The sequence below is a fragment of the Streptomyces canarius genome (genome assembly GCF_014650735.1).
Classification (GTDB): domain Bacteria; phylum Actinomycetota; class Actinomycetes; order Streptomycetales; family Streptomycetaceae; genus Streptomyces; species Streptomyces olivaceoviridis.
Map to the genome: position 1 here is coordinate 385,848 of NZ_BMVN01000003.1, position 21,229 is coordinate 407,076.

Sequence of the window (21,229 nt, forward strand, 5' to 3'; positions counted from 1 at the left end):
ACCGATCACCATGGAGGAGATGCACCCGACCCCCGGGAGGTCCCATGGCCCTGGAGACGCACGGCACGACGAAGGGCGTGAGCGGCGGCGAACACGTTCCGGGCAGCGTGCTGGTGCCGATCGGCGCGCTGCTGCTCGGGCTGCTGCTCGCCGCGCTCGACCAGACCATCGTGTCGACCGCGCTGCCGACGATCGTGAGCGACCTCGGCGGCCTGGAGCACCTCTCCTGGGTCGTCACCGCCTATCTGCTGGCCTCGACCGCCGCGACCCCGCTGTGGGGCAAGCTCGGTGACCAGTACGGCCGCAAGCGGCTGTTCCAGACGGCCATCGTGATCTTCCTGATCGGATCGGCGCTGTGCGGCATGGCGCGGGACATGCCCCAGCTCATCGCCTTCCGGGCGCTCCAGGGCCTGGGCGGCGGCGGGCTGCTGGTGCTGTCCATGGCGATCGTCGGCGACCTGGTGCCGCCGCGCGAACGCGGGCGCTACCAGGGCCTGTTCGGCGCCGTCTTCGGCACGACCAGCGTGCTCGGGCCGCTGCTCGGCGGGCTGTTCACCGAACACCTCAGCTGGCGCTGGGTGTTCTACGTCAACCTGCCCATCGGCGTGATCGCGCTCGCCGTGATCGCCACCGCCCTGCGCATCCCGCGCCGCACCGCCCACCACGTCATCGACTACCTGGGGACCTTCCTGATCGCCGCCGTCGCCACCTGCCTGGTGCTGGTCGCCTCCCTCGGCGGCACCACCTGGCCCTGGGGATCGGCGCGGATCATCGGGCTCGCCGTCCTCGGCGTCGTCCTCGCCGCGGCGTTCGTCGCCGTCGAGCGCCGGGCCGCCGAACCGGTCCTGCCGCTGGGGCTGTTCCGTATCCGCACCTTCACCCTCGCCGCCGTCATCAGCTTCATCGTCGGCTTCGCCATGTTCGGCGCGCTGACCTATCTGCCGACCTTCCTCCAGGTCGTCCACGGCATCTCCCCGACCCTGTCCGGCGTCCACATGCTGCCGATGGTGTTCGGCCTGCTGCTGTCGTCCACCCTCTCCGGGCAGATCGTCAGCCGCACCGGCCGCTGGAAGGTGTTCCCGATCGCCGGCACCGCCGTCACCACCCTCGGCCTGCTGCTCCTGCACCGGCTCGACGAGCACAGCTCGACCGCCGTGATGAGCGTCTGCTTCTTCGTCTTCGGCACCGGCCTCGGCCTCGTCATGCAGGTCCTGGTGCTCATCGTGCAGAACGCCGTCTCCTACGAGGACCTCGGCGTCGCCACCTCCGGCGCCACCTTCTTCCGCTCCGTCGGCGCCTCCTTCGGCGTGGCCATCTTCGGCACCGTCTTCGCGAGCCGTCTCGGCGACAAGCTCACCGACGCCTTCCGGGGCGTACGCCTGCCACCCGGCGCCACCCCCGGCGCGCTGAAGGCCGACCCCCGGGGCATCGCCGCCCTGCCGCCCCCGCTGCGCCCGGCCGCCCTGCACGCGTACGCGTCCGCCATCACCGACGTCTTCCTCTACGCCGCGCCCGTCGCCCTCCTCGGCTTCCTGCTCGCCTGGCTGCTGAAGGAGGACCGGCTGCGCGGCTCGGTCACCGCGCCCGACGCCTCCGAGACCATCCCGCCCAACCCGGTCCAGCGCTCCTCCTACGACGAGGTGTGCCGCGCCCTGTCCGTGCTCGGCACCCGCGAGGGCCGCCGCGAGATCTACCGGGAGATCACCGAACGGGCCGGGTACGACCTGCTGCCCGCCGCCAGCTGGATGCTGCTGCGCATCCGCCGCTACGGCTCCGTCGAACCGGCGGTGCTCGCCGAGCGCAGCCCGGTCCCGCTCCAGGCCGTCATGGCCGCCGCCCGCCAGGTCGAGGAACGGCGGCTCGCCGAGCGCCGGGGCCTCGACCTGGTCCTGACCGACGCCGGCCGCGAGGTCACCGAACGGCTCGCCACGGCCCGCGAGGAGTCCCTGGCCGAACTGCTCGGCGACTGGTGGCAGCCCGGCCGCTCGACCGACCTGACCCGGCTGGTCCGCGAGCTCACCGGGGAACTCTGCGGCGCCGAACGCGAACGCCCGCACAACGGCACGGTGACGAAGATCAGTTGACGGCCCGCGCCGGCGGCAGCTCCTTGCGGAACCAGTGTTCGGCGTACCGGTCGGTGTTGTGCGGGGCGGTCTCCGTGTAGCCGAGGCGGGCGTACAGGGCGCGGGCCTCGACCAGGTCGCCGCGGGTGTCGAGGACGATCCGCCGGGCGCCGAGAGCACGGGCGGCCTCCTCGGCGGCGGCCACGAGGAGCGGGGCCCCGCCCCGGCCGCGCAGCTCCGGCAGCACGAACACCCGGGTCAGCTCCGCCGTGCCGGGGTCCAGCGACCGTACGCCCGCCGAACCGGCCGGCGTGCCGCCGTACCGCCCGACGAGCAACTGCCCGCGCGGGGGCGCGAGGTCGGCACCGCTGTGGGCCGCGATCTCCCGCTCCAGCTCGTCCGGGTCGGTGCGACGCCCCTCGTGCAGCAGGTACCAGCGGTCGCTGACCTCCGTGTAGTACGCCCGCCACAGCGCGACGGCGGCCGGGGAGTCGTACGGTTCCGGAGCGATCGTCCACGTCATGCCGGCCATTGTCGGGAGCCGCCCCGCCCCCTCCGCAACCGGATATGGCGGGGCGAACCGGGGCGGGCAGCCGTTTGTGGGCGAACTTCCGGGTCACCCGAAGGGAGAACCGGCCAGCGGGGCCGGTCCGACCGGAAGGCAACCATGTCCACAGGCCTGATCATTCTGTTGATCGTGATCGCGGCGGTCGTGGTCCTCGGCGCCGCCGCCCTGACCGTGCGGGGCCGCACCCGGCGCGGCGGTCCGAACCTGAAGCGGCGCTTCGGGCCCGAGTACGAGCGGACCGTGGCCCTGCACGACGGGGACACCACGGCCGCCGAACGGGAGCTGACCGAGCGCCTCGAACGCCACGGCGACCTGCGGGAACGGCCGCTGGACGGCGCCGAGCGGCAGCGGTACGCGGACCGCTGGACGGCCGTGCAGGAACACTTCGTCGACTCGCCCCGCCAGGCGGTGGCCGAGGCCGACCTCCTCATCGCAGAACTCGCCGCCGCGCGCGGCTACCCCGACGGCGCACGCCACGAGGAGCAGCTCGCCGCGCTCTCCGTGCACCACGCCGACCACGTCGACGGCTACCGCCAGGTGCACCGGGTGGCCCACGCCGCCGCCGGCACCGGAACGGACGGGACCGGCGCGGGGACCGAGGAGATGCGGTCGGCACTGCTCGGCGCCCGCGCCCTCTTCGAGGACCTGACCAGCGCCGAGCCCGGCCGGCACCGCGCCCGCGCCGGAACGGACCGCTCGTCGCCGCCCGCCGCGACCCGCTCCCACGCCCGCTCCCACACGCCGTGGGCCCTGCACCGGAGCCGACCGAAGGAGAGCTGAACGCCATGACGGACAGGACGAGCGGCTCCGGCGGCGACCGGCACCGCCCGCAACGCCTCTCGCGCGGGGACGAGTGGACGCCGGAGCAGGAGTCGGAACAGCAGAGGGACGAATGGACGCCGGGCGACGCGGCCCCCGGCCGCCGGACCCCGAGAAGGCCCCTGCCGGAGGAACGCCTGCCCGGTGAACCGGGAGCACGCCGGCCGGCGGACGGCGGGGTTCCGGGCGCGGGGCCCGGCGGAGGCGGCCGGCTGCCGGGCTCGGCCGGTCCCGGCAGGGAAGGGCTGACCGGGGACGACCGCACCCCGAAGGACACGCCCCAGCCGCCCCCGGGCCCGGCGGGCGTGCCCGAGTCCGGAAGGTCCGAGGACATCGAGCCGTCCCCGGGCCCGGTGGAGAGCCCCGCCTCCGGTATGGCCGGGAGCCCCGGTTTCCCAGGCGGCGACCCGCGTCACGGCTCCGAGGGGCTGCGGCCCGGCACGGAGGAACCGGGTCCGGAGACACCCGGTGCACAGGGGCGGGCGTCGCAGACGTACCGCGGACGCGACAGGGACGCCGGTGGCCCGGAGTGGGCCGGGGAGGAGGAAGGCGTGATGCCGGACAACGGGCTCGGGGCTCCGTCCGTCGGTGAGGTCACCGGGCGCGAGGCCCGGATGACCGAGGCGCGGGCCGCGGACACCTGGCCGACGGGGCCGGGCAGCACGGCCGCACCCGGCCGCGGCGCCACCGGCACCGTCGGGACGGCCGCCACCGCACCCTCCGGGACCGGCGCCCCGCTGCTGCCGCACGAGGAGACGGAGCAGTGGGAGCGGCGGCTGCGCGAGGTGGTCACCGGGTTCGTGGACGAGCCCCGGCAGGCCGTCGAACAGGCCGACCGGGCGCTGGAGGAGATCGCCGCGCGGTTCACCGAGGCCGTCACGCGCCGCCGCCGTACCCTGCGGATGTCCTGGGAGGGCACCGAGGGCCGCGGCCCCGGCGCCGAGACCGACACCGAGCAACTGCGACTCGCCCTGCGCGACTACCGGGAGCTGGCCGGGCGGCTGCTACACGGCTGAGCCCGCCACGCCCCCGTCACCCCTGGCGGCAGCCCTGCGCTGCCGCCATTCGCGTACGACCTCCTCGACGTCGTACGGCTTCTTCCCCAGCGGCGGACCGGGCGGCGGCTTGAACATCATGTCCTTGATCCGGACGTTGACGTCCTCGATGATCTTCCGGGCGATCCGCTCCGAGGGCGCCGCGTACGCCGCCTCCAGCGCGTCCTCCGCCTCCTTGCGCAGCGCCAGCGCCGGCGGCAGCACCGCCAGCCCCTCGCGGACCAGCTTCCGCTTGACCCACCACAGTTCGTCGTACGTGGAGTCGACCTCCGTGGGCAGCGGCGCCCCCGCTCCCGGCAACCGGTCGAACTCCCCGCGCCCCTGAGCGTCGCGGATCTGCTTGTCCACCCAGGACTCGAACGGGACCCCCGGTGGCTTTCGCTCGGTCATGAACCCATTGTGCCGGACGCGACCCCGCCGGGCGTTTTATCATGCGGCGGCGGTACGGCACCCCGCCCGCCGCGACAAGCCACCGCACAGGACGTCTCAGGGGGAACCTCGTGCTCGAACTCACCATGGCCACCGTCTCCGGGGCGGACGCGGGTGCCACCGCCGGCATGACGATGGCCGAGGCGCCCAGCGAGCCCGGCGCCGTGCTGCGGATCGGCCGGGACGGGGCGGCGTGCCGGCTGGTCACCCCCGACGACTGGCTGTTCGTCTCCCGCGTCCACCTGGAGTTCCTGTGCGGCCCGGACGGCGCCTGGCAGCTGACCTGGCTGCGCGGCTCCCAGCCCGACCCGGCCTCCGAGGTCCGGCTCACCGTCGGGGAGTACGCGCAGCCCCTCGGCTACGGCGCGACCGTCCCGCTGCCGCACGGCGGGTCCGGCGAGATCGTCATCCAGGACCGCACCGAGCCGCGCAGCGTCAACGTCGGCTTCTACCACGAGCTCTGAACCGGCGGGGTCTTCGGCCCGAGCGGCCTCAGCCGAGCACCCGGGCCAGCGCGAACCCGTCGTACCCCTTGCTGCCGACCGTCTGGATCGCCGTACCGGTCAACCGGGGATGCGTGGCGATCAGTTCGAGCGCGGCGCGGGTGCCGACCACGTCCGGCTCGGTGCTGCCCGCGTCGGCCACCCGGCCGCCGCGCACCACGTTGTCCAGGACGATCATGCTGCCCGCGCGGGTGAGCCGCAGCGCCCACTCCACGTAGTGCGGGTTGTTGGCCTTGTCCGCGTCGATGAAGACCAGGTCGAAGGGGGCCGGGTTCTCGTCGGCGAGCTTGGGCAGGGACTCCAGGGCCGGGCCCACCCGCACCTCCGCGATCCGGTCCAGGCCCGCCCGGGCGATGTTCCGGACGGCCACCTCGGCGTGCTTGGCGCTGTACTCCAGCGAGATCAGCCTGCCGTCCTCGGGCAGCGCGCGGGCCAGCCAGATCGTGCTGTACCCCGCGAGCGTGCCGATCTCCAGGATGTGCCGCGCCCCCTGGAGCTCGGCGAGCAGCCGGAGGAACTTGCCCTGCGCCGCCGTGACGGCGATGGCGGGCAGTCCGGCGGCATCACTGTCGCGCAGGGCCGCGCGCAGCACCTCGTCGTCCGGTGAGAGCGTGTTGATGAAGTAGTCGTCGACGTCGTCCCAGACCTGCGACCCGCTCATAGCGCCAGCTGCCTTTCCCGAGTGTCCTCCCTCGATGATCGCAGCCGAGGGCGCGGATGGGTACGACTGCCCGCGGGGCATGGCGGCGGGGACGCCCCTCAGCGGCCTTCCACGGACGGCGCGGAACCGGGCAGCGGGCGCCCCGCCGACTCCGACATCCGCCACACGGCGACACCGCCCACGACGGCCGCGGCCATCATGTAGTACGCGGGCATCATCATGTTCCCGGTCGCCCCGATCAGCGCGGTCACGACCAGCGGAGTCGTACCGCCGAACAGCGACACGGACACGTTGAACCCGATCGACAGGGACCCGTAGCGCACGCGCGTCGGGAACAGGGCGGGCAGCGCGGCCGGCATGGCCGCCGTGAAGCACACCAGGAGCAGACCCAGCGCGCCCATGCCCAGCCCCACGGCCAGCAGGCTGCCGTCGCGGATGAGCAGCAGGGCCGGGACGGACAGGAACAGGAAGCCCGCGCAGCCCGCCGCGATCACCGGCCGGCGACCGACCCGGTCGGTCAGCGCGCCCACGAACGGCTGGACGACCATCATCAGGGCCATCACACCGAGCACGACCAGCAGCCCGTGCGTCTCGTCGTACTTCAGCTCACTGGTGAGGTAGCTCGGCATGTACGACAGCAGCATGTAGTCGGTGACGTTGAAGACCAGGACCAGGCCCATGCACAGCAGCAGGGACCTCCACTGGCCGGTGATCATCTCGCGCAGCGGCACCTTCGGCCGGGCCGCCTCCGCCTTCTCGACCTCCGCCGCGAACGCCGGGGTCTCCTCCAGCCGCATCCGCAGGTACAGGCCGATGATGCCCATCGGGCCCGCGATCAGGAACGGGATGCGCCAGCCCCACGAGGTGAGGTCGTCCGAGGACAGCAGCGCGGTCATGAGCGTGACCAGACCCGCGCCGCCGATGTAGCCGGCGAGCGTGCCGAACTCCAGCCAGCTCCCGAGGAAGCCGCGCTTCTTGTCCGGCGCGTACTCGGCGATGAACGTCGTCGCACCCGCGTACTCACCGCCGGTGGAGAAGCCCTGCACCAGACGGGCGGCGAGCAGCAGGAGCGGCGCGCCGACGCCGATCGTCGCGTACGACGGGATCAGGCCGATCGCGAACGTACCCGCCGCCATCATGATCATCGTGACCGCGAGGACCTTCTGCCGGCCCACGCGGTCGCCCAGCGGGCCGAAGACCATGCCGCCGAGCGGACGGACCAGGAAGGCCGCCGCGAAGGCGCCGAACGTGGACAGCAGCTGGGCGGTCGGGTTGCCGGACGGGAAGAAGACCTTGCCCAGGGTGACGGCGATGTAGCTGTAGACGCCGAAGTCGAACCACTCCATCGCGTTGCCGAGTGCCGCCGCCTTCACGGCGCGCTTGACGAGCGCGGGGTCGGTGACGGTCACGTCGCGGGCGGTAGGGGCCTTGGCGGCCCGTCGTGACTTGAGGGGCGGGGTGAGGGCTGAGGCGGTGGTAGCGGACGCCAAAACGGGGCTCGCCTACCTTTCGACGGGGACAGGGACGGACCCGGACGGCGACGGTGACGTACGACGGGCCGAAAATCGACCATAGGCGGAGTTCCGCCCCTTACGTCCTGCACGCGCACCGATGCACAGTGCAGCTAAAGGGCGTGTACGCAGGTACGTCTGCCCCCTCACGCGGCGCCATGCCGACAGCGCGGTGTGATCCTTCTCGCGCCCCCCACACGGAACCGGCCGCGCCCCGGACCGCGGCCTTTCGGACAAAAGAGGACAAAGTGGGGGTGATGACCGCGATCCTCGCCGTACGGCAGCCGGTCGTCGTCCTGACCACCCCCTTCGGCACCCTGCTGCTCGTCGTCGCCCTCGGCCTGGTCGCCGCCCGCGCGCTGCCCCGGCGCGCCTCGCTGCCGGCCGCGCCGGTCGCCATCAGCCTGTTCATGCTGTCGCTGCCGGTCCGCAACACCCCGTGGCCCGGGCAGACCGGCGTCATCCCGGTCCTGCTCGTCCTGCTCTTCACCCCGCTGCTGTGGTGCACCGGCCGCCGCCGGGCCGCCCTCACCACGGCCGGCACCTTCGGTCGCGGTCGTCCTCGTCACCACGCTCCCGGCGACGATGATGCTGCCGCACCTGCCGGTGGTGTACCCGCTGCGGGACAACCTGGTCCTGCTCGCGGCCCCGGCCGCCGCCACGGCCGTCCCCTTCCTGTCCCGTACGTCGCCGCACTTACCCGCAGGCCCCGGCCCGCTTCCGCCGCGTCCTCCTCCCGGAGCCGTTCCTCCTCCGCGTCACGTACGCGGCCTACCAGCGGGTACGAGTCCTCCCGCTTCGTCGTCCCGCTGACCGTCCTCGGCGTCCCGGTACTGGTGCCGCCCGGTCGAGGGTGGTGATCGCGGTGACCGCCCCGAAGCGGTGATGAAGGCGCTGGGCCTCCTGCACCCGCTCTTCGCCGTCTCGGCCATCGTCGCCACCGGCAACCACCGGGTCCTGGACGCGGTCGGGGGTGCGGTGGTGGTGAGTCCGGGCTCCGGCACGAGGAAGAGGAATTTGCGCGCTAAACAGAAAAAGGGCCGTCTCGCGGGAAGTTGAGGCAGGCTAATACCCGCCGCTGGTGCCTGCAAGCCTAGATGCACCAGCAGGGTAGCGGAGTTAGCGTGCTGTTATCCGGACGGAAACGTCTCCGGTCGCTGAATTACGGCCCCAGCGAAGGAGAGCTTCATGCGAGGGAAATCAGTACTGAGCGCCGCCGCCATGGCTGTGCTGGTCGGAGGAATGACGGTCGGCGCGATGGAGTCGGCCTCCGCCGCCCCGAACCAAAGCTGTCGCGTCTCAGGGGGGAGCCTGACGGGCAACGGCTTCGCCGGCAACGGAAATTTCACCGTCTCGCCCGGCGGGGAAAGCGTGAATGCGTCTTCCGACGGCAGTATCGGACCGACGTCCGTCTCGGGAACAGGGCCTTTCTCCGTAGGTTCCGTGACATGCGCGGGAGGCACGGTAGGGTCCTCGTCCGCCGCGGGGAATTCGGGGCAGGCGTCCGAGGCTGTGGCGGCCGGTTCGGCCGCTGCGCAAGCGGCGATAAAACGGGGCGCCACCCCGCAGCAGGCGAAGGCACAGGGTGTAGCGGCTGCACAGGCCAAGGCGCAAAGCCTCGGTCTGCCGGCGTCAGTGGTGAATCAAGTCGTCAACCAGACGACCAACAACGTAAGCAACATCACCAATAACACGAACACGAACACGAACATCAACGGGTCGTTCAATTCGGGCACGCCGAACGCTCCGAACGCTCCGAACACGCCGAACGCTCCGAATACGCCGAACACGCCGAACGCTCCGAACACGCCGAATACGCCGAACACGCCGAACGTTCCGAACGCGCCGGGTACGGGGAACGCTCCGGGCACGCCGAACGTTCCGAACGCGCCGGGCACGGGGAACGCTCCGAACACGCCGAACGTTCCGAACGCGCCGGGCACGGGGAACACGCCGAACGCGCCGAACGCGCCGGGCACGGGCAACGCGCCGGGCACCCAGACCACGCCGAACAATGAGGGCACCCAGACCACGCCGAACAACGAGGGCACGCAGACCACGCCGAACAACGAGGGCACCCAGACCACGCCCGAGGAGAGCGTGCAGACGCCCGCCGTGTGAACAGCCTGAGTGCGTCTCGACTCCTGGAGCCCCCGTCTGACGGCGGGGGCTCCTCCGTTCAGCATGGCGTAAGTCCAGCTGAAGCGGAGACCAGGGCGGCTCGTGCGTCGAGGTCGCCGAACTGGCGGAAGCCACCGTCGTCGTCCGCGACAGCGAGAACCCGGCGGGACCCATCCTCACCCTCGACCCCGCCGCCTTCTCCGCCTTCGTGAGCTGGGCGTCTACAGGCGCTGAATGATCGTCCCGGTCGCCAGACCACCGCCCGCGCACATGGTGATGAGCGCGAACTCCTTGTCCGCGCGCTCCAGTTCGTGCAGGGCGGTGGTGATCAGGCGGGCGCCCGTCGCGCCGACCGGGTGGCCGAGGGCGATCGCGCCGCCGTTGACGTTGACCTTGTCCAGGCTCTGTTCGAAGACCTGGGTCCAGCTCAGTACGACGGAGGCGAAGGCCTCGTTGATCTCGACGAGGTCGATGTCCTTCAGGGACATGCCCGCCTTGCCCAGCACCGTGCGGGTCGCGTCGATCGGGCCGTCCAGGTGGAAGTGCGGGTCGGCGCCCACGAGGGCCTGGGCGACGATCCTCGCCCTCGGCTTCAGCTTCAGGGCGCGAGCCATCCGTTTGGACGCCCACATGATCGCCGCCGCGCCGTCGGAGATCTGGGAGGAGTTGCCGGCCGTGTGTACGGCCTTCGGCATCACCGGCTTCAGGCCCGAAAGCGCCTCCGGGGAGGTGTCGCGCAGGCCCTCGTCCTTGTCGACCAGGCGCCACATGCCCTGTCCGGCGTACTGCTCCTCCTCCGTCGTGGGCACCTGCACGGCGAAGGTCTCCCGCTTGAAGCGTTCCTCCGCCCAGGCCAGGGCCGCTCGCTCCTGGGAGAGGAGGCCGAGCGCGTCGACGTTCTCGCGGGTCAGGCCCCGGTGGCGGGCGATGCGCTCGGCCGCCTCGAACTGGTTGGGGAGGTCGACGTTCCACTCGTCGGGGAACGGCTTGCCGGGGCCGTGCTTGGAGCCGGAGCCGAGCGGGACCCGGGACATCGCCTCGACGCCGCAGCTGATCCCGACGTCGATCACGCCCGCCGCGACCATGTTGGCCACCATGTGCGAGGCCTGCTGCGAGGATCCGCACTGGCAGTCGACCGTCGTGGCCGCCGTCTCGTACGGCAGTCCCATGGTCAGCCAGGCCGTGCGCGCGGGGTTCATGGACTGCTCGCCGGCGTGGGTCACCGTGCCGCCGACGATCTGCTCGACGGCGTCGGCGGGGATGCCGGTGCGGCCGAGGAGTTCACGGTAGGTCTCGCCCAGGAGGTAGGCGGGGTGCAGGTTGGCGAGCGCGCCGCCGCGCTTGCCGATCGGGGTGCGGACGGCTTCGACGATCACGGGTTCGGCGGCCATGGGTGCGGGTCCTCTCCGAGAGGGCTCTCCTCCAGAACTAGTACGCGTTCTAGTTCTGTTCAGCAGTCTGCTGACGTGACGACCGTCACCGCAAGGGTCTTGCAGGTGTCGAGGGTGGGATCCGTACGACTTCCGAGCCGATTGGGGGCGCCGTACCCCTTGCGACTTGTAGAACCCGTTACTACCTTCGCGGCACCCGCTGATGGACCGTCAGATGGCTGGAGTCGCCGATGCCCTGTCCAGCGCTGCCCGACGGGTTCGACCTCACCGACCCCGATCTGCTGCACCACCGTGTGCCCCTGCCGGAGTTCGCCGAGCTGCGCCGTACCGAGCCGGTCCGCTGGATCCCGCAGCAGCGCGGCATCGCGGGCTTCGCCGACACCGGCTACTGGGCCGTGACCCGGCACGCCGACGTCAAGTACGTCTCCACGCACCCGGAACTCTTCTCCTCCTCCCTCAACACCGCGATCATCCGCTTCAACGAGCACATCCGGCGCGAGGCGATCGACGCGCAGCGGCTGATCCTGCTCAACATGGATCCACCGGAACATACGCGGGTGCGCCAGATAGTGCAGCGCGGGTTCACGCCACGCTCCATCCGTGCGCTGGAGGACCGGCTGCGGGCGCGCGCCGAGGCGATCGTCGCCGCCGCCCGCGACCGCTCCGGGCCCTTCGACTTCGTCACCGAGGTCGCCTGCGAACTGCCGCTCCAGGCCATCGCCGAGCTGATCGGGATCCCGCAGGACGACCGGTCCAGGATCTTCGACTGGTCCAACAAGATGATCGCCTACGACGACCCCGAGTACGCGATCACCGAGGAGGTCGGCACGCAGTCGGCCGCCGAGATCATCGCCTACGCCATGAACATGGCCGCCGAGCGCAAGCGGTGCCCGGCCCACGACATCGTGACCACCCTGGTGGCGGCGGAGGACGAAGGCAACCTGAACTCCGACGAGTTCGGCTTCTTCGTGCTGATGCTGGCGGTGGCCGGCAACGAGACCACCCGCAACGCCATCACCCACGGCATGCACGCCTTCCTCACCCACCCCGGGCAGTGGGACCTCTTCCGGCGCGAGCGCCCGTCCACCACGGCCGAGGAGATCGTCCGCTGGGCGACCCCGGTCAACTCCTTCCAGCGGACGGCGACCCAGGACACGGAACTGGGCGGCGTACTGATCAGGAAGGGCGACCGGGTCGGTCTGTTCTACGCCTCGGCCAACCACGACCCCGAGGTCTTCACCGACCCCGACACCTTCGACATCACCCGTGACCCCAACCCCCACCTGGGCTTCGGCGGAGGCGGTCCCCACTACTGCCTCGGCAAGTCCCTCGCCGTCCTGGAGATCGACCTCATCTTCAACGCCGTCGCCGACGCCATGCCCGGCCTGCGCCTGGCCGACAGCCCCCGCCGACTGCGCTCGGCCTGGATCAACGGCGTCAAGGAACTCCGGGTCAGCGCCGGGTGACGGGACCGGCCGCCGGATCGCCGTCCGCAGTCGTCACTCCCGGCCCGAGGCCGCCGCCGCAAGGGCACCCGACACCAGTGCCGCCAGCAGCAGGGGGACGCCCAGGCCGTGGTGGAGCACCAGCCAGGCGCCCAGGCAGGCACCGCCGGCCATCGCGAACACCGAGGCCGCGCGGCGCACGGTGTGGTGCTGCGTGGCGTCACCGAGGCGGGACTCGGAGGCCAGGCCGGTCAGGGTCATCGTCACGACGGTGGTGACGATCAGGTCGGGCACGCGGAACGTGCGGACCGTCGCGGTGCGCAGGCCCATCGCGAAGGCCGTGAGGGCGATCAGGGCGTCCCGGGTTCCGGTGGTGTCCGGCCGGGCGAAGGCCACGGCCGCCGCCACCCCGACCAGCACCGCCTCCACCGCCAGGGCCAGCCGGGCCGAGCGGCGGCGGGAGCCGCGGCCGTACCGGCCCGCCACCCGGCCGCCGGTCACCGCGCCCAGCAGGAAGCAGACCAGGGACATGACCGCGTGGCGCACGGAGAAGCCCGGGACCCCGGCCGCGGCGAAGCCGAGGATGACCACGCTGCCGGTCACGTTGGCCGTGAACACCCGGCCCAGGCCCAGGAAGCTGACGGCGTCGATCAGGCCGCTGACCCCGGTCAGCGCCAGCAGTACGGCCACCAGTCGCAGTCCGCGCGTCTCCGGGTCCCGTACCGGCGGCGTCGGCGTCGTCATCGTTCCTCCGAGGGGACGGGAGGTGGAAAGAAGTCCACCCGGCGCGCGAAAGAAGTCCACCCGAGGACGGGGGGCTCTCGGATGTCCGGGCGCAGCGTGCGTCCGTAGCGTTCGGGACATGACTCAGGACACGCGCAACACGGTGGAAAAGCAGCCCGGTCGGCCCATCCGCAAGGGCCCCGCGGTCACCCTGGGTGCCCTGGCGCTCGTCGGGGTCGCCGGGGTGGTGCCGGGGGTCCCCGGCGCCGACGGACAGCGCTCCGGTGAGCGCGGGGAGGTCGTGTCCGTCGTACCGGTCGCCGCGCACAGCCGTACGGAGGTCGCCCGGGCCCTGCGCGCGCAGCACATCGGTGCCGCCCCGGTGCGCTACGGCGTCCTCGCCTACCGGGTGACGTACCGCACGGTGGACCCGCAGGGCCGGCCCACCACCGCCACCGGTCTGCTCACCGTCCCGTCCGGTGGCGGGCACCGCCTCGGGCTCGTCTCCGACACGCACGGCACCATGGCCAACCGGTCCTACGCGCCCTCCGTGGCCGAGGCCGCGCGGACGCAGTCGTACCTCTTCGCCGCCACGGGGCGCGCGGTGGCCGCGCCCGACTACCTGGGCCTGGGGGAGGGGCCCGGCCGGCACCCCTACATGGACACCCGGTCCGCGGTGACCGCCTCGGTGGACATGCTGCACGCGAGCCGGACGGCGGCCGGGCTGCTGGGGCGCTCACTGACCGGGGACCTGTACGTCACCGGCTTCTCCCAGGGCGGGCAGGTGGCGATGGCGCTGGCCCGGGCGGTGCAGGGCGGGGACGCGGCCGGGTTCCGGCTGAAGGCCGTCGCGCCGGTGGCGGGGCCGTACGACCTCCAGGGCACCGAGGAGCCGGCGCTGACCGACGGCCGGGTCAACGACGTGAGCGGGGTGTTCTACCTCTCCTACTTCCTCGTGGCCCAGAACCGCCTGCACCCCATCTACAAGGACCCCGCCGAGGTCTTCCGGCAGCCGTACGCCGAGCGGGTCGAGCGGCTCTTCGACGGGCGGCACAAGGACGAGGACATCGTGCGCCGGCTCGCCCCGACGGTACGGCAGTTGCTCACCGACCGCTTCTACCGGCAGCTCCGCGAGCCCACCGGCGGGCTGCTCGCGGCCCTGCGCGCCAACGGCCACGCCTGCGACTGGAAGCCCGAGGTGCCGGTACGGCTGTACGCGGGCAACCGCGACACCGACGTGCCCATCGGCAACGCCCGGACATGCGCGCGCACCCTCGCCCAGCGGGGGGCGAGGGTGCGGGTGCTGGAGGTGGGACCGGTCGACCACTTCGGGTCGGACCGGGCCGCGCTGGCCGGCATCGCGCGCTGGTTCAGCGGGGGCACGGCTCGGTGAGGGGGCGGCCGGACGGCCGGTGGCTCGGTGCCGGGTGGCTCAGTACCAGCCGTTGGCCTGCCAGAAGTTCCAGGCCTTGGCCGGGCTGCCGTAGCGGGAGTTCATGTAGTCCAGGCCCCACTTGATCTGGGTGGCCGGGTTGGTCTTCCAGTCGGCGCCGGCGGAGGACATCTTGGAGGCCGGCAGGGCCTGGACGAGGCCGTAGGCGCCGGACGAGCTGTTGGTGGCGGCGGGGTTCCAGCCGCTCTCGTGCTCGACGATCTTGCTGAACGCGGTGAACTGCGCGGAGTCCGGGATCATCCGGTGCGCGATCGCCTGGGCGGAGGAGGCCGACGTGGTGGCGGCCTGGGCGGGCGCCGCGGTCAGAGCCATGCCGGCGGTGGCGGCGGCCAGGGCGGCGGTGGTGAGGGCCTTCTTCGGGGAAGCGATGCGACGGATGAAGGAGACGGACACGGAGAACCTCTTGCGTCGGGAACGGGGATCACCCGCATGGGAAGGACCACGTGGTGTGGTCTCATGCGGCGGCGCCGCGGCCCGGGTGGGCTCGTGGCGCCTGGCGACGTCGTCCAGAGAAGCAGGCCCGGAACCCGTCCGCAATGACCCCTTTTACTAGTTGTGGCCGGATCTGCGGCGAACGTCGCCTCTGTGATCTGGGTCGCAACGTGCAGGTCAGAAGGGGTGCAGGAGTGGGTGTATCGGGCAAATAGGACTACGGTCCCGGGTCGTAGGTGACGTGCGTCATGTGGGGCGCTTCACCGGGCCGCACACGCGCCGGTAGCGAACCCTCACCCAGCGGGACCGTCGAATGTGACCGCGGTCTCGAAAGCGGCCCGTCGCGTGGCCCGGCGCAGCGCCCGCAGCACCGCCGGACCGAGGACGACGGTCAGCACCACCGTGCACAGCGCCCGGCCCAGGTCCCAGCCGAGCGAGGTGGCCAGGCAGTAGGCGACGAAGTGGGCCAGGTTCTCGGCGACCGGGGCACCGCCGTGGAAGGAGATGTTCGAGGCCGCCGCGTCCAGGAAGGGCCAGCCGGCCAGGTTCATGCACGTGCCGTAGGCGAAGGCGGCGAGAAATCCATAGCCGGCGAGCAGCAGCAGCTCACCGCGACCGCGCAGCCGGACCGGTCCGGGCAGCAGGCCCGCGCCCATGGTGAACCAGCCCATCGCCAGCATCTGGAACGGCAGCCACGGTCCGACCCCGCCCGTGAGCAGCGCGGACGCGAACATCGTCACCGAGCCCAGCGCGAAGCCGAAGCCCGGGCCGAGCACCCGCCCGCTGAGCACCATCAGGAAGAACATGGGCTCCAGCCCCGCCGTACCCGCGCCGATCGGCCGCAGCGCCGCGCCCGTCGCGGCCAGCACGCCCAGCATGGCCACGGCCTTCGGACCGAGGTCCGACTCCGAGATCGTCGCCGCGACCACCGCCACCAGCAGCACCAGCAGTCCGGAGAAGAGCCAGGGGGCGTCCTGAGCGTGCGCGTTGAGCTGGGAGGCGGGCGGGGCGAGGAACGGCCAGCCGAAGGCGACCACACCGACCGCGCTGGTCAGCGCCAGCGCGGCGAGCGAGCGGGGGCCGAGGCGGACGGCGCGGGTCCGTGCGGCGGTGCGTGTGCCGTGGCTCACGTCAGCGCCTCCCGCACCTGGGCCACCGTCAGCCACCGCTGCGGGGCCAGGATCTTGGTCACCTGCGGCGCGAAGGACGGGGAGGACACCACGATCTCGGCCGTCGGCCCGTCGGCGATCACCTCGCCCTCGGCGAGCAGCACCACCCGGTGGGCCAGTTCGGCGGCCAGCTCCACGTCATGCGTGGCCAGCACGATCGCGTGCCCCTCGGCCGCCAGCCCGCGCAGTACGGCGACCAGGCGGGCCTTGGCCGCGTAGTCCAGGCCGCGCGTCGGCTCGTCGAGGAGGAGCAGGGGCGGGCGGGCGGTCAGGACCACGGCCAGCGCGAGCGCCAGGCGCTGGCCCTCCGACAGATCCCGGGGATGGGTGTCGTCCGCCACGCCTGGCAGCAGCTCGGACACCAGGGCGCGGCAGGTGCCGGGCGCGGCAGCCGCGTCCCGGTCGGCCGCGGCGCACTCGGCGGCGACGGTGTCCGCGTACAGCAGGTCGCGCGGTTCCTGGGGGACGAGACCGACCCGGCGCACGAGGTCCTGGGGCGGGGTGCGGTGCGGTACGGCGCCGTCGACGTCGACGGTTCCGGAAGCGGGCGCCACCAGGCCGACGAGGGAGCCGAGGAGGGTGGACTTGCCGGCGCCGTTGCGGCCCATGAGCGCGACGGTCTCGCCGGGGGCGACGGTCAGGTCGACGCGCCGGAGGGCTTGGACGTGGTCCCGGCGCACCGAGAGGGCGCGGATCTCCGCGAGGTGCCCGCGCGGGGGTTCCTGGGCGGGGGCGGGGCGCCGGCGGAAGAAGGAGCGGCGGACGGGGGTGCCGGGTGCCCGGTGCGGGGGCCGGCCGGGGGCGGGGGCGGCTTGCCCACGCGGGCGGGGTACCACCGCGGCGCCCACCCGCACCGCCCCGGCGACACGACTGCCTGCGGGTACGGCGGCTACGGCGGCGGGGTCGCCGGTGGCGGGGGTGGTGGCGGTGCCCGTGGCCGGGGTGGTGGCGCGATCGGCCGGGGCTGCGGCGGCGGGGTCGCCCGTGGTCACGGGGGCGGGGTCGCCGGTGGCGGGGGTGTGCGCGGGTGGCTCCGTGGCGGACAGGCGGGTGCGGAGGGCGGGGGCCTGGCGGCGGGCGTCGCGGACCGTCAGGGGGAGGGGGGACCAGCCGGCCAGGCGGCCCAGGGCCACCACCGGGGGGTAGACCGGGGAGACGGCCATCACCTCGGCCGGGGGGCCGGTGACCGGGGCGGCGCCGGGGGCCGGGAGCAGCACGACCCGGTCGGCGTACTGGATGACCCGTTCCAGGCGGTGCTCGGCCATCAGGACCGTCGTCCCCAGGTCGTGCACCAGCCGTTGCAGCACGGCCAGCACCTCCTCGGCGGCGGCCGGGTCCAGCGCCGAGGTCGGCTCGTCCAGGACCAGCACCCGGGGGTGCGGGGTGAGGACCGAGCCGATCGCGACCCGCTGCCGCTGTCCGCCGGAGAGCGTGGCGATCGGCCGGCCGCGCAGTCCGGCGAGGCCCAGCAGGTCGAGGGTCTCCTCCACCCGGCGCCGCATCACCGCCGGGGCGAGCCCCAGGGACTCCATGCCGTAGGCGAGTTCGTCCTCCACGGTGTCCGTCACGAAGTGCGCGAGCGGGTCCTGGCCCACGGTGCCGACCACGTCGGCCAGTTGACGCGGCTGGTGGGTACGGGTGTCCCGGCCGGCCACCGTCACGCGACCGCGCAGGGTGCCGCCGGTGAAGTGCGGGACCAGCCCGCTCACCGCGCCCAGCACGGTCGACTTGCCGACCCCGGACGGACCGGCGAGCAGCACCAGTTCGCCCTCGGGGACCTCGAAGTCGACGCCGGCGACGGTGGGCCGGGCCGCCCCCTCGTACGTCACGCTGACCTCCTCGAAGCGGATCACGACGGCTCCCTCGGGACGACGAAGGCGGGCAGCAGGGCGAGCAGGACGGCCACGGCGGGCCAGAGCGGAAGCGTGGGCGCGACGAGGGGCACGACCCCGGGGTGCAGCGCCCGTGGATCGCGGACGGAGGCGAGTGTGAGCAGCGCGGCCACCGCGGCGCCCGAGCCCGCGACCAGCCAGGCGCGCGGACCCCAGGGGTCCGGGCGGTACCGGGTGCGCGGGGAGCGCCGGCCGCCCAGCCGCAGCCCGGTGAGCGCGGCGCCGACTCCGGCGAGCAGCACGGGAAGCCCGTACGAACCCCCTGCGGCCGTCAGCAGCCCGTACGTTCCCGCGCACACGCCGAGCAGGCCGCCGAGCGTGAGCGCGGCCGTCGTACGGCGGACCCGGGCGGGGACCTCGGCGGTACGGCCGTAGCCGCGGGCCTCCATCGCGGCGGCGAGCGCGACCGAGCGCTCCAACGCGCCCTCCAGGACCGGCAGTCCGACCTGGAGCAGGCCCCGTACGCCCCGGTCCGGACGGCCGCGCAGGCGGCGCGCGGCGCGCAGCCGCTGCACGTCGGCGATGAGATGGGGCGCGAAGGTGAGGGCGACGACCACGGCCACGCCCGTCTCGTACAGCGCGCCGGGCAGGGACTTGAGGAGGCGGGTGGGGCTGGCGAGGGCGTTCGCGGCGCCGACGCAGATGAGGAGGGTGGCGAGCTTCAGGCCGTCGTACGCGGCGAAGACGACCGCCTCGGCGGTGACCCGGCCGCCCAGCCGGATGCCCTGCGCCCAGTGCGGGAGCGGGACTTCGGGGAGCGTCAGGAGGGTGTGGGTGCCGGGGATGGGGGAGCCGAGCGCCACCGCGAACAGCACGCGGACGAGGAGGACGGCGAGGGCGAGTCTGGCGAAGGCGGTGTAGGAGCGGGCCCAGGGGGCGGGGGAGCGGTGGGTCGCCACGACGTAGGCGGAGGCGGATATGAGGAGGGCGAGGAGCAGGGGGTTGGTGGTACGGGTGGCGGCGACACCGAGGGACACCGCCCAGAGCCACCAGGCCCCGGGGTGCAGGGCGGCACGGTGCGGGCGCCCCGTGGAGAGGCGGGGCGCCGTCTGCTCCGCGGCCACCGCCGCGTGGGCGCGATCGGCCGCCGCACGCCCAAAACCGCACGACTGCTTCGGCTCACCCGGACTCATCGCGCCGCCGACGTGCCTGCCACACCGCCGCCCCCGCCAGGAGGACGACCACCCCCGCGCCGATCGGCAGCCCCAGCGAGGGCCCGCCGTCGGTCCCGCTCCCGCTCCGCTTCCCCCCGGCGGAGACCTGCTCCCCGCACCCTTCCTGCGGGTACCCGGCGATGGCGCACAGCAGGGCGTTGGCGTCGTACCGGAGGGGCTTCGCCACGGCGGCCAGCGCGTCCGCGGTGGTCGCGTCGGACGGCACCCGCGCGCACGCCGTACGGCGCGCCGGCGGGGTCTCGCCGGACGGCGCGTCCGACCGCGTGCCGAAGTCGAGGACCAGGGCCACCCGCTTCGTGCCCGGCCCGGCCGGCGTACCGGCGCAGATCGTGTCGAAGTCCGCCGTACCGCGCGGCCGGCTGGCGTCCGCCGAGTCCGCGCTCACCGCGAACCGGAAGCCCTGGACCGCGCCGTCGTCGGGGCGGACGAAGGCCGGGCCCTGGGTGGCGTACGTCCAGTGGCCGCCGGTGCGCTCCCAGAAGGACCAGTAGCGGTAGCCGGTGGCACCGGCCGGCCCGGCGGAGCCGAGGAGCAGCAGCGCGGCGACGAGCGCCGGCAGGGTACGGCGGACGACGGTCACGGCTGCTGCTTCTTCCGGCCGCTGAGCAGGAAGCCGATGCCGATGCCGGCGACGAGGCCGACGCCGACGATCCACCAGACGCCCGTGCCGGAGCCGTCGTCGGACTTCTCCTCGTGCTCGGCGGCGGAGTCCATGCGCGGGGCGGGGCCGAGCGCGTTGAGGGAGCGGACCAGGCTGGTGCCGCCGAAGTCGCCCGGCTGCTGCCCGAGCGCGTGGGCGGCGAGGATCAGCTGGGCGTACGCGGCCGGGCCGTTCTGCGTCGCCCACGGGCCGGCGTTCTTCTCCAGCCAGGCGTAGGCCTTCTTGGCCGGCTCGGTCCGGCCGTCCGCGGCGAGCGCGACGACGGCGTCGGCGGTGTTGCCGAAGTCGGGCTGGTCCTCGGCGCCGGGCAGGGCGGACGTGAGGTGGCCGGTCTTGGCGACGGCCGCCGCCAGGTAGGCGCCGGCGTTGTCGGCGACCTGGGTGCGGGTGCGGGCCTCGGCGCAGGTGTCCCGGGCCGGGGCCTTGCCGGCCCGCGCCACGAAGCCCTTGCCGAGGGCGCCCAGCAGGCCGGCCGCCGTGGCGTCCGCGTTGGGGAGCAGCTTGCCCTTCTTGTCCGCCTGGTAGGCGAGGGCGCCGCCGCCGTCCTGGTCGCAGGGGATGGACCAGGCGGGCAGGGCGTCGTAGGGGGACTTGCCGGACTTCCGGACGTCCGCCGGGTCGGTGCCGGCCGCGGTGAGCGCGCCGATGACGACGGAGGTGGAGTTGGTGTCGCTGGGGCCGCCGGGGTAGTAGCCCCAGCCCCCGTCCTCGTTCTGCACGGACTTCAGCCAGTCCACGGCCTTGCCGACGGCGATGCCGTGCCCGTCGGCCGCGGCGAGGGCCTGGACGGCGGCGGCCGTGCTGTTGGTGTCGGCCTTGACCTTGGCGTCGCACGGCTCGGCGGGGGCGGCGCGGAAGGCGGCGAAGGAGCCGTTCGCGCACTGCTGGCCGGTGAGCCAGTCCACGGCCGCGGCGGCCGGCCGGTAGCCGAGGGTCCGCTGGGCGACCAGCGTCAGCGACTGCCGCCACACGCCGTCGTACGTCGGGTCTCCCTTGCCGTACAGCCCGGACGGGACCGTCACCTTCGGCGACGGGGACGGTTCGGCGGCCGTGGCGGGCGCGGCGGCGGCCAGCACGCCTACGGCGGCGAGAGCCGCGGCGCTGCGGCGGACGTTCATGGTCGGCGACTGCCTCTCCTGCGGGGAGCCGGGCGGCGCA

The 21,229-nt window shown here is 73.4% G+C and carries 19 protein-coding genes and 2 pseudogenes; 8 read left to right on the forward strand and 13 right to left on the reverse strand.

Annotation, left to right across the window (positions count from 1 at the left end; all coding sequences use genetic code 11):
• Positions 1-44: 44 nt before the first annotated feature.
• A complete protein-coding gene (locus tag IE294_RS06600; protein ID WP_189883186.1) occupies positions 45-2,084 on the forward strand; it encodes an MDR family MFS transporter in 2,040 nt (679 codons plus the stop codon).
• Here the strand turns inward: IE294_RS06600 and IE294_RS06605 are convergent.
• Complete coding sequence (locus IE294_RS06605; RefSeq protein WP_189883188.1) at positions 2,077-2,595, reverse strand: GNAT family N-acetyltransferase; 519 nt, start codon at positions 2,593-2,595, stop codon at positions 2,077-2,079. The genes IE294_RS06600 and IE294_RS06605 overlap by 8 nt on opposite strands.
• 135 nt (positions 2,596-2,730) lie before the next feature.
• Between IE294_RS06605 and IE294_RS06610 the strand changes: the two genes are divergently transcribed.
• A complete protein-coding gene (locus IE294_RS06610) occupies positions 2,731-3,411 on the forward strand; it encodes a hypothetical protein (protein ID WP_189883190.1) in 681 nt (226 codons plus the stop codon).
• 5 nt (positions 3,412-3,416) lie between these two features.
• A complete protein-coding gene (locus IE294_RS47350) occupies positions 3,417-4,466 on the forward strand; it encodes a hypothetical protein (protein ID WP_229917034.1) in 1,050 nt (349 codons plus the stop codon).
• On the opposite strand, the gene IE294_RS06620 is transcribed toward IE294_RS47350, so the two are convergent.
• Positions 4,455-4,895: a DnaJ family domain-containing protein gene (locus IE294_RS06620; RefSeq protein WP_030649369.1), complete on the reverse strand. Its 441-nt coding sequence runs from the start codon at positions 4,893-4,895 to the stop codon at positions 4,455-4,457. The two genes, IE294_RS47350 and IE294_RS06620, sit on opposite strands and share 12 nt — an antisense overlap.
• Before the next feature lie 110 nt (positions 4,896-5,005).
• Here IE294_RS06620 and IE294_RS06625 point away from each other — a divergent pair, with 110 nt between their 5' ends.
• Positions 5,006-5,398, forward strand: a complete 393-nt coding sequence (locus IE294_RS06625) for an FHA domain-containing protein (RefSeq protein WP_189883192.1) — start codon at positions 5,006-5,008, stop codon at positions 5,396-5,398.
• A 28-nt stretch (positions 5,399-5,426) separates the two neighbouring features.
• Here the strand turns inward: IE294_RS06625 and IE294_RS06630 are convergent, their stop codons facing one another.
• Both IE294_RS06630 and proP read right to left on the reverse strand, forming a co-directional pair.
• Positions 5,427-6,098 carry an O-methyltransferase gene (locus IE294_RS06630; RefSeq protein WP_189883195.1) on the reverse strand — a complete coding sequence of 224 codons (672 nt, stop codon included), beginning with the start codon at positions 6,096-6,098 and terminating at the stop codon, positions 5,427-5,429.
• A gap of 98 nt (positions 6,099-6,196) precedes the next feature.
• On the reverse strand, positions 6,197-7,507 hold the full coding sequence (gene proP / locus IE294_RS06635) for a glycine betaine/L-proline transporter ProP (RefSeq protein WP_229917035.1): 1,311 nt from the start codon (positions 7,505-7,507) through the stop codon (positions 6,197-6,199).
• A gap of 410 nt (positions 7,508-7,917) precedes the next feature.
• On the opposite strand from proP, the pseudogene IE294_RS47355 reads away from it, so the two are divergent.
• Positions 7,918-8,593, forward strand: a pseudogene (locus IE294_RS47355) (hypothetical protein); the annotation flags it as partial.
• 659 nt (positions 8,594-9,252) lie between these two features.
• On the opposite strand, the gene IE294_RS06645 reads toward IE294_RS47355, so the two are convergent.
• The gene (locus IE294_RS06645; RefSeq protein ID WP_229917036.1) at positions 9,253-9,795 is read right to left on the reverse strand and encodes a hypothetical protein; all 543 of its coding nucleotides are present in this window, start codon (positions 9,793-9,795) and stop codon (positions 9,253-9,255) included.
• Positions 9,796-9,824: 29 nt separating this feature from the next.
• On the opposite strand from IE294_RS06645, the pseudogene IE294_RS06650 reads away from it, so the two are divergent.
• A pseudogene (locus IE294_RS06650) lies at positions 9,825-9,968 on the forward strand (DUF397 domain-containing protein); the annotation flags it as partial.
• On the opposite strand, the gene IE294_RS06655 reads toward IE294_RS06650, so the two are convergent.
• Entirely contained in the window at positions 9,952-11,121 is a 1,170-nt protein-coding gene (locus tag IE294_RS06655; RefSeq protein ID WP_189883206.1) for a steroid 3-ketoacyl-CoA thiolase, read from the reverse strand. The pseudogene IE294_RS06650 and the gene IE294_RS06655 overlap by 17 nt on opposite strands.
• 230 nt (positions 11,122-11,351) lie before the next feature.
• Here IE294_RS06655 and IE294_RS06660 point away from each other — a divergent pair, with 230 nt between their 5' ends.
• A complete protein-coding gene (locus tag IE294_RS06660; protein ID WP_189883208.1) occupies positions 11,352-12,587 on the forward strand; it encodes a cytochrome P450 in 1,236 nt (411 codons plus the stop codon).
• A 33-nt stretch (positions 12,588-12,620) separates the two neighbouring features.
• Here the strand turns inward: IE294_RS06660 and IE294_RS06665 are convergent, their stop codons facing one another.
• Complete coding sequence (locus IE294_RS06665; protein WP_189883210.1) at positions 12,621-13,310, reverse strand: YoaK family protein; 690 nt, start codon at positions 13,308-13,310, stop codon at positions 12,621-12,623.
• A 118-nt stretch (positions 13,311-13,428) separates the two neighbouring features.
• Between IE294_RS06665 and IE294_RS06670 the strand changes: the two genes are divergently transcribed.
• Positions 13,429-14,682: an alpha/beta hydrolase family protein gene (locus tag IE294_RS06670; RefSeq protein ID WP_229917037.1), complete on the forward strand. Its 1,254-nt coding sequence runs from the start codon at positions 13,429-13,431 to the stop codon at positions 14,680-14,682.
• A 39-nt stretch (positions 14,683-14,721) separates the two neighbouring features.
• On the opposite strand, the gene IE294_RS06675 is transcribed toward IE294_RS06670, so the two are convergent.
• The 6 genes from IE294_RS06675 to IE294_RS06700 all read right to left on the reverse strand — a co-directional run bounded on the left by IE294_RS06675 (position 14,722) and on the right by IE294_RS06700 (position 21,189).
• On the reverse strand, positions 14,722-15,135 hold the full coding sequence (locus IE294_RS06675) for an aggregation-promoting factor C-terminal-like domain-containing protein (RefSeq protein ID WP_189883212.1): 414 nt from the start codon (positions 15,133-15,135) through the stop codon (positions 14,722-14,724).
• A gap of 332 nt (positions 15,136-15,467) precedes the next feature.
• Entirely contained in the window at positions 15,468-16,304 is an 837-nt protein-coding gene (locus IE294_RS06680) for an ECF transporter S component (protein ID WP_189883214.1), read from the reverse strand.
• Positions 16,301-18,196, reverse strand: a complete 1,896-nt coding sequence (locus tag IE294_RS06685) for an ABC transporter ATP-binding protein (RefSeq protein ID WP_189883217.1) — start codon at positions 18,194-18,196, stop codon at positions 16,301-16,303. Before IE294_RS06685 ends, IE294_RS06680 begins: the two co-directional genes overlap by 4 nt.
• A complete protein-coding gene (locus IE294_RS06690) occupies positions 18,193-19,299 on the reverse strand; it encodes an energy-coupling factor transporter transmembrane component T (RefSeq protein WP_229917038.1) in 1,107 nt (368 codons plus the stop codon). The genes IE294_RS06685 and IE294_RS06690 overlap by 4 nt, the downstream gene beginning before the upstream one ends.
• Positions 19,300-19,354: 55 nt before the next feature.
• The gene (locus IE294_RS06695; protein ID WP_189883219.1) at positions 19,355-19,990 is read right to left on the reverse strand and encodes an SCO2322 family protein; all 636 of its coding nucleotides are present in this window, start codon (positions 19,988-19,990) and stop codon (positions 19,355-19,357) included.
• A complete protein-coding gene (locus IE294_RS06700; protein ID WP_189883221.1) occupies positions 19,987-21,189 on the reverse strand; it encodes an SCO2321 family membrane protein in 1,203 nt (400 codons plus the stop codon). Before IE294_RS06700 ends, IE294_RS06695 begins: the two co-directional genes overlap by 4 nt.
• Positions 21,190-21,229: the final 40 nt, after the last annotated feature.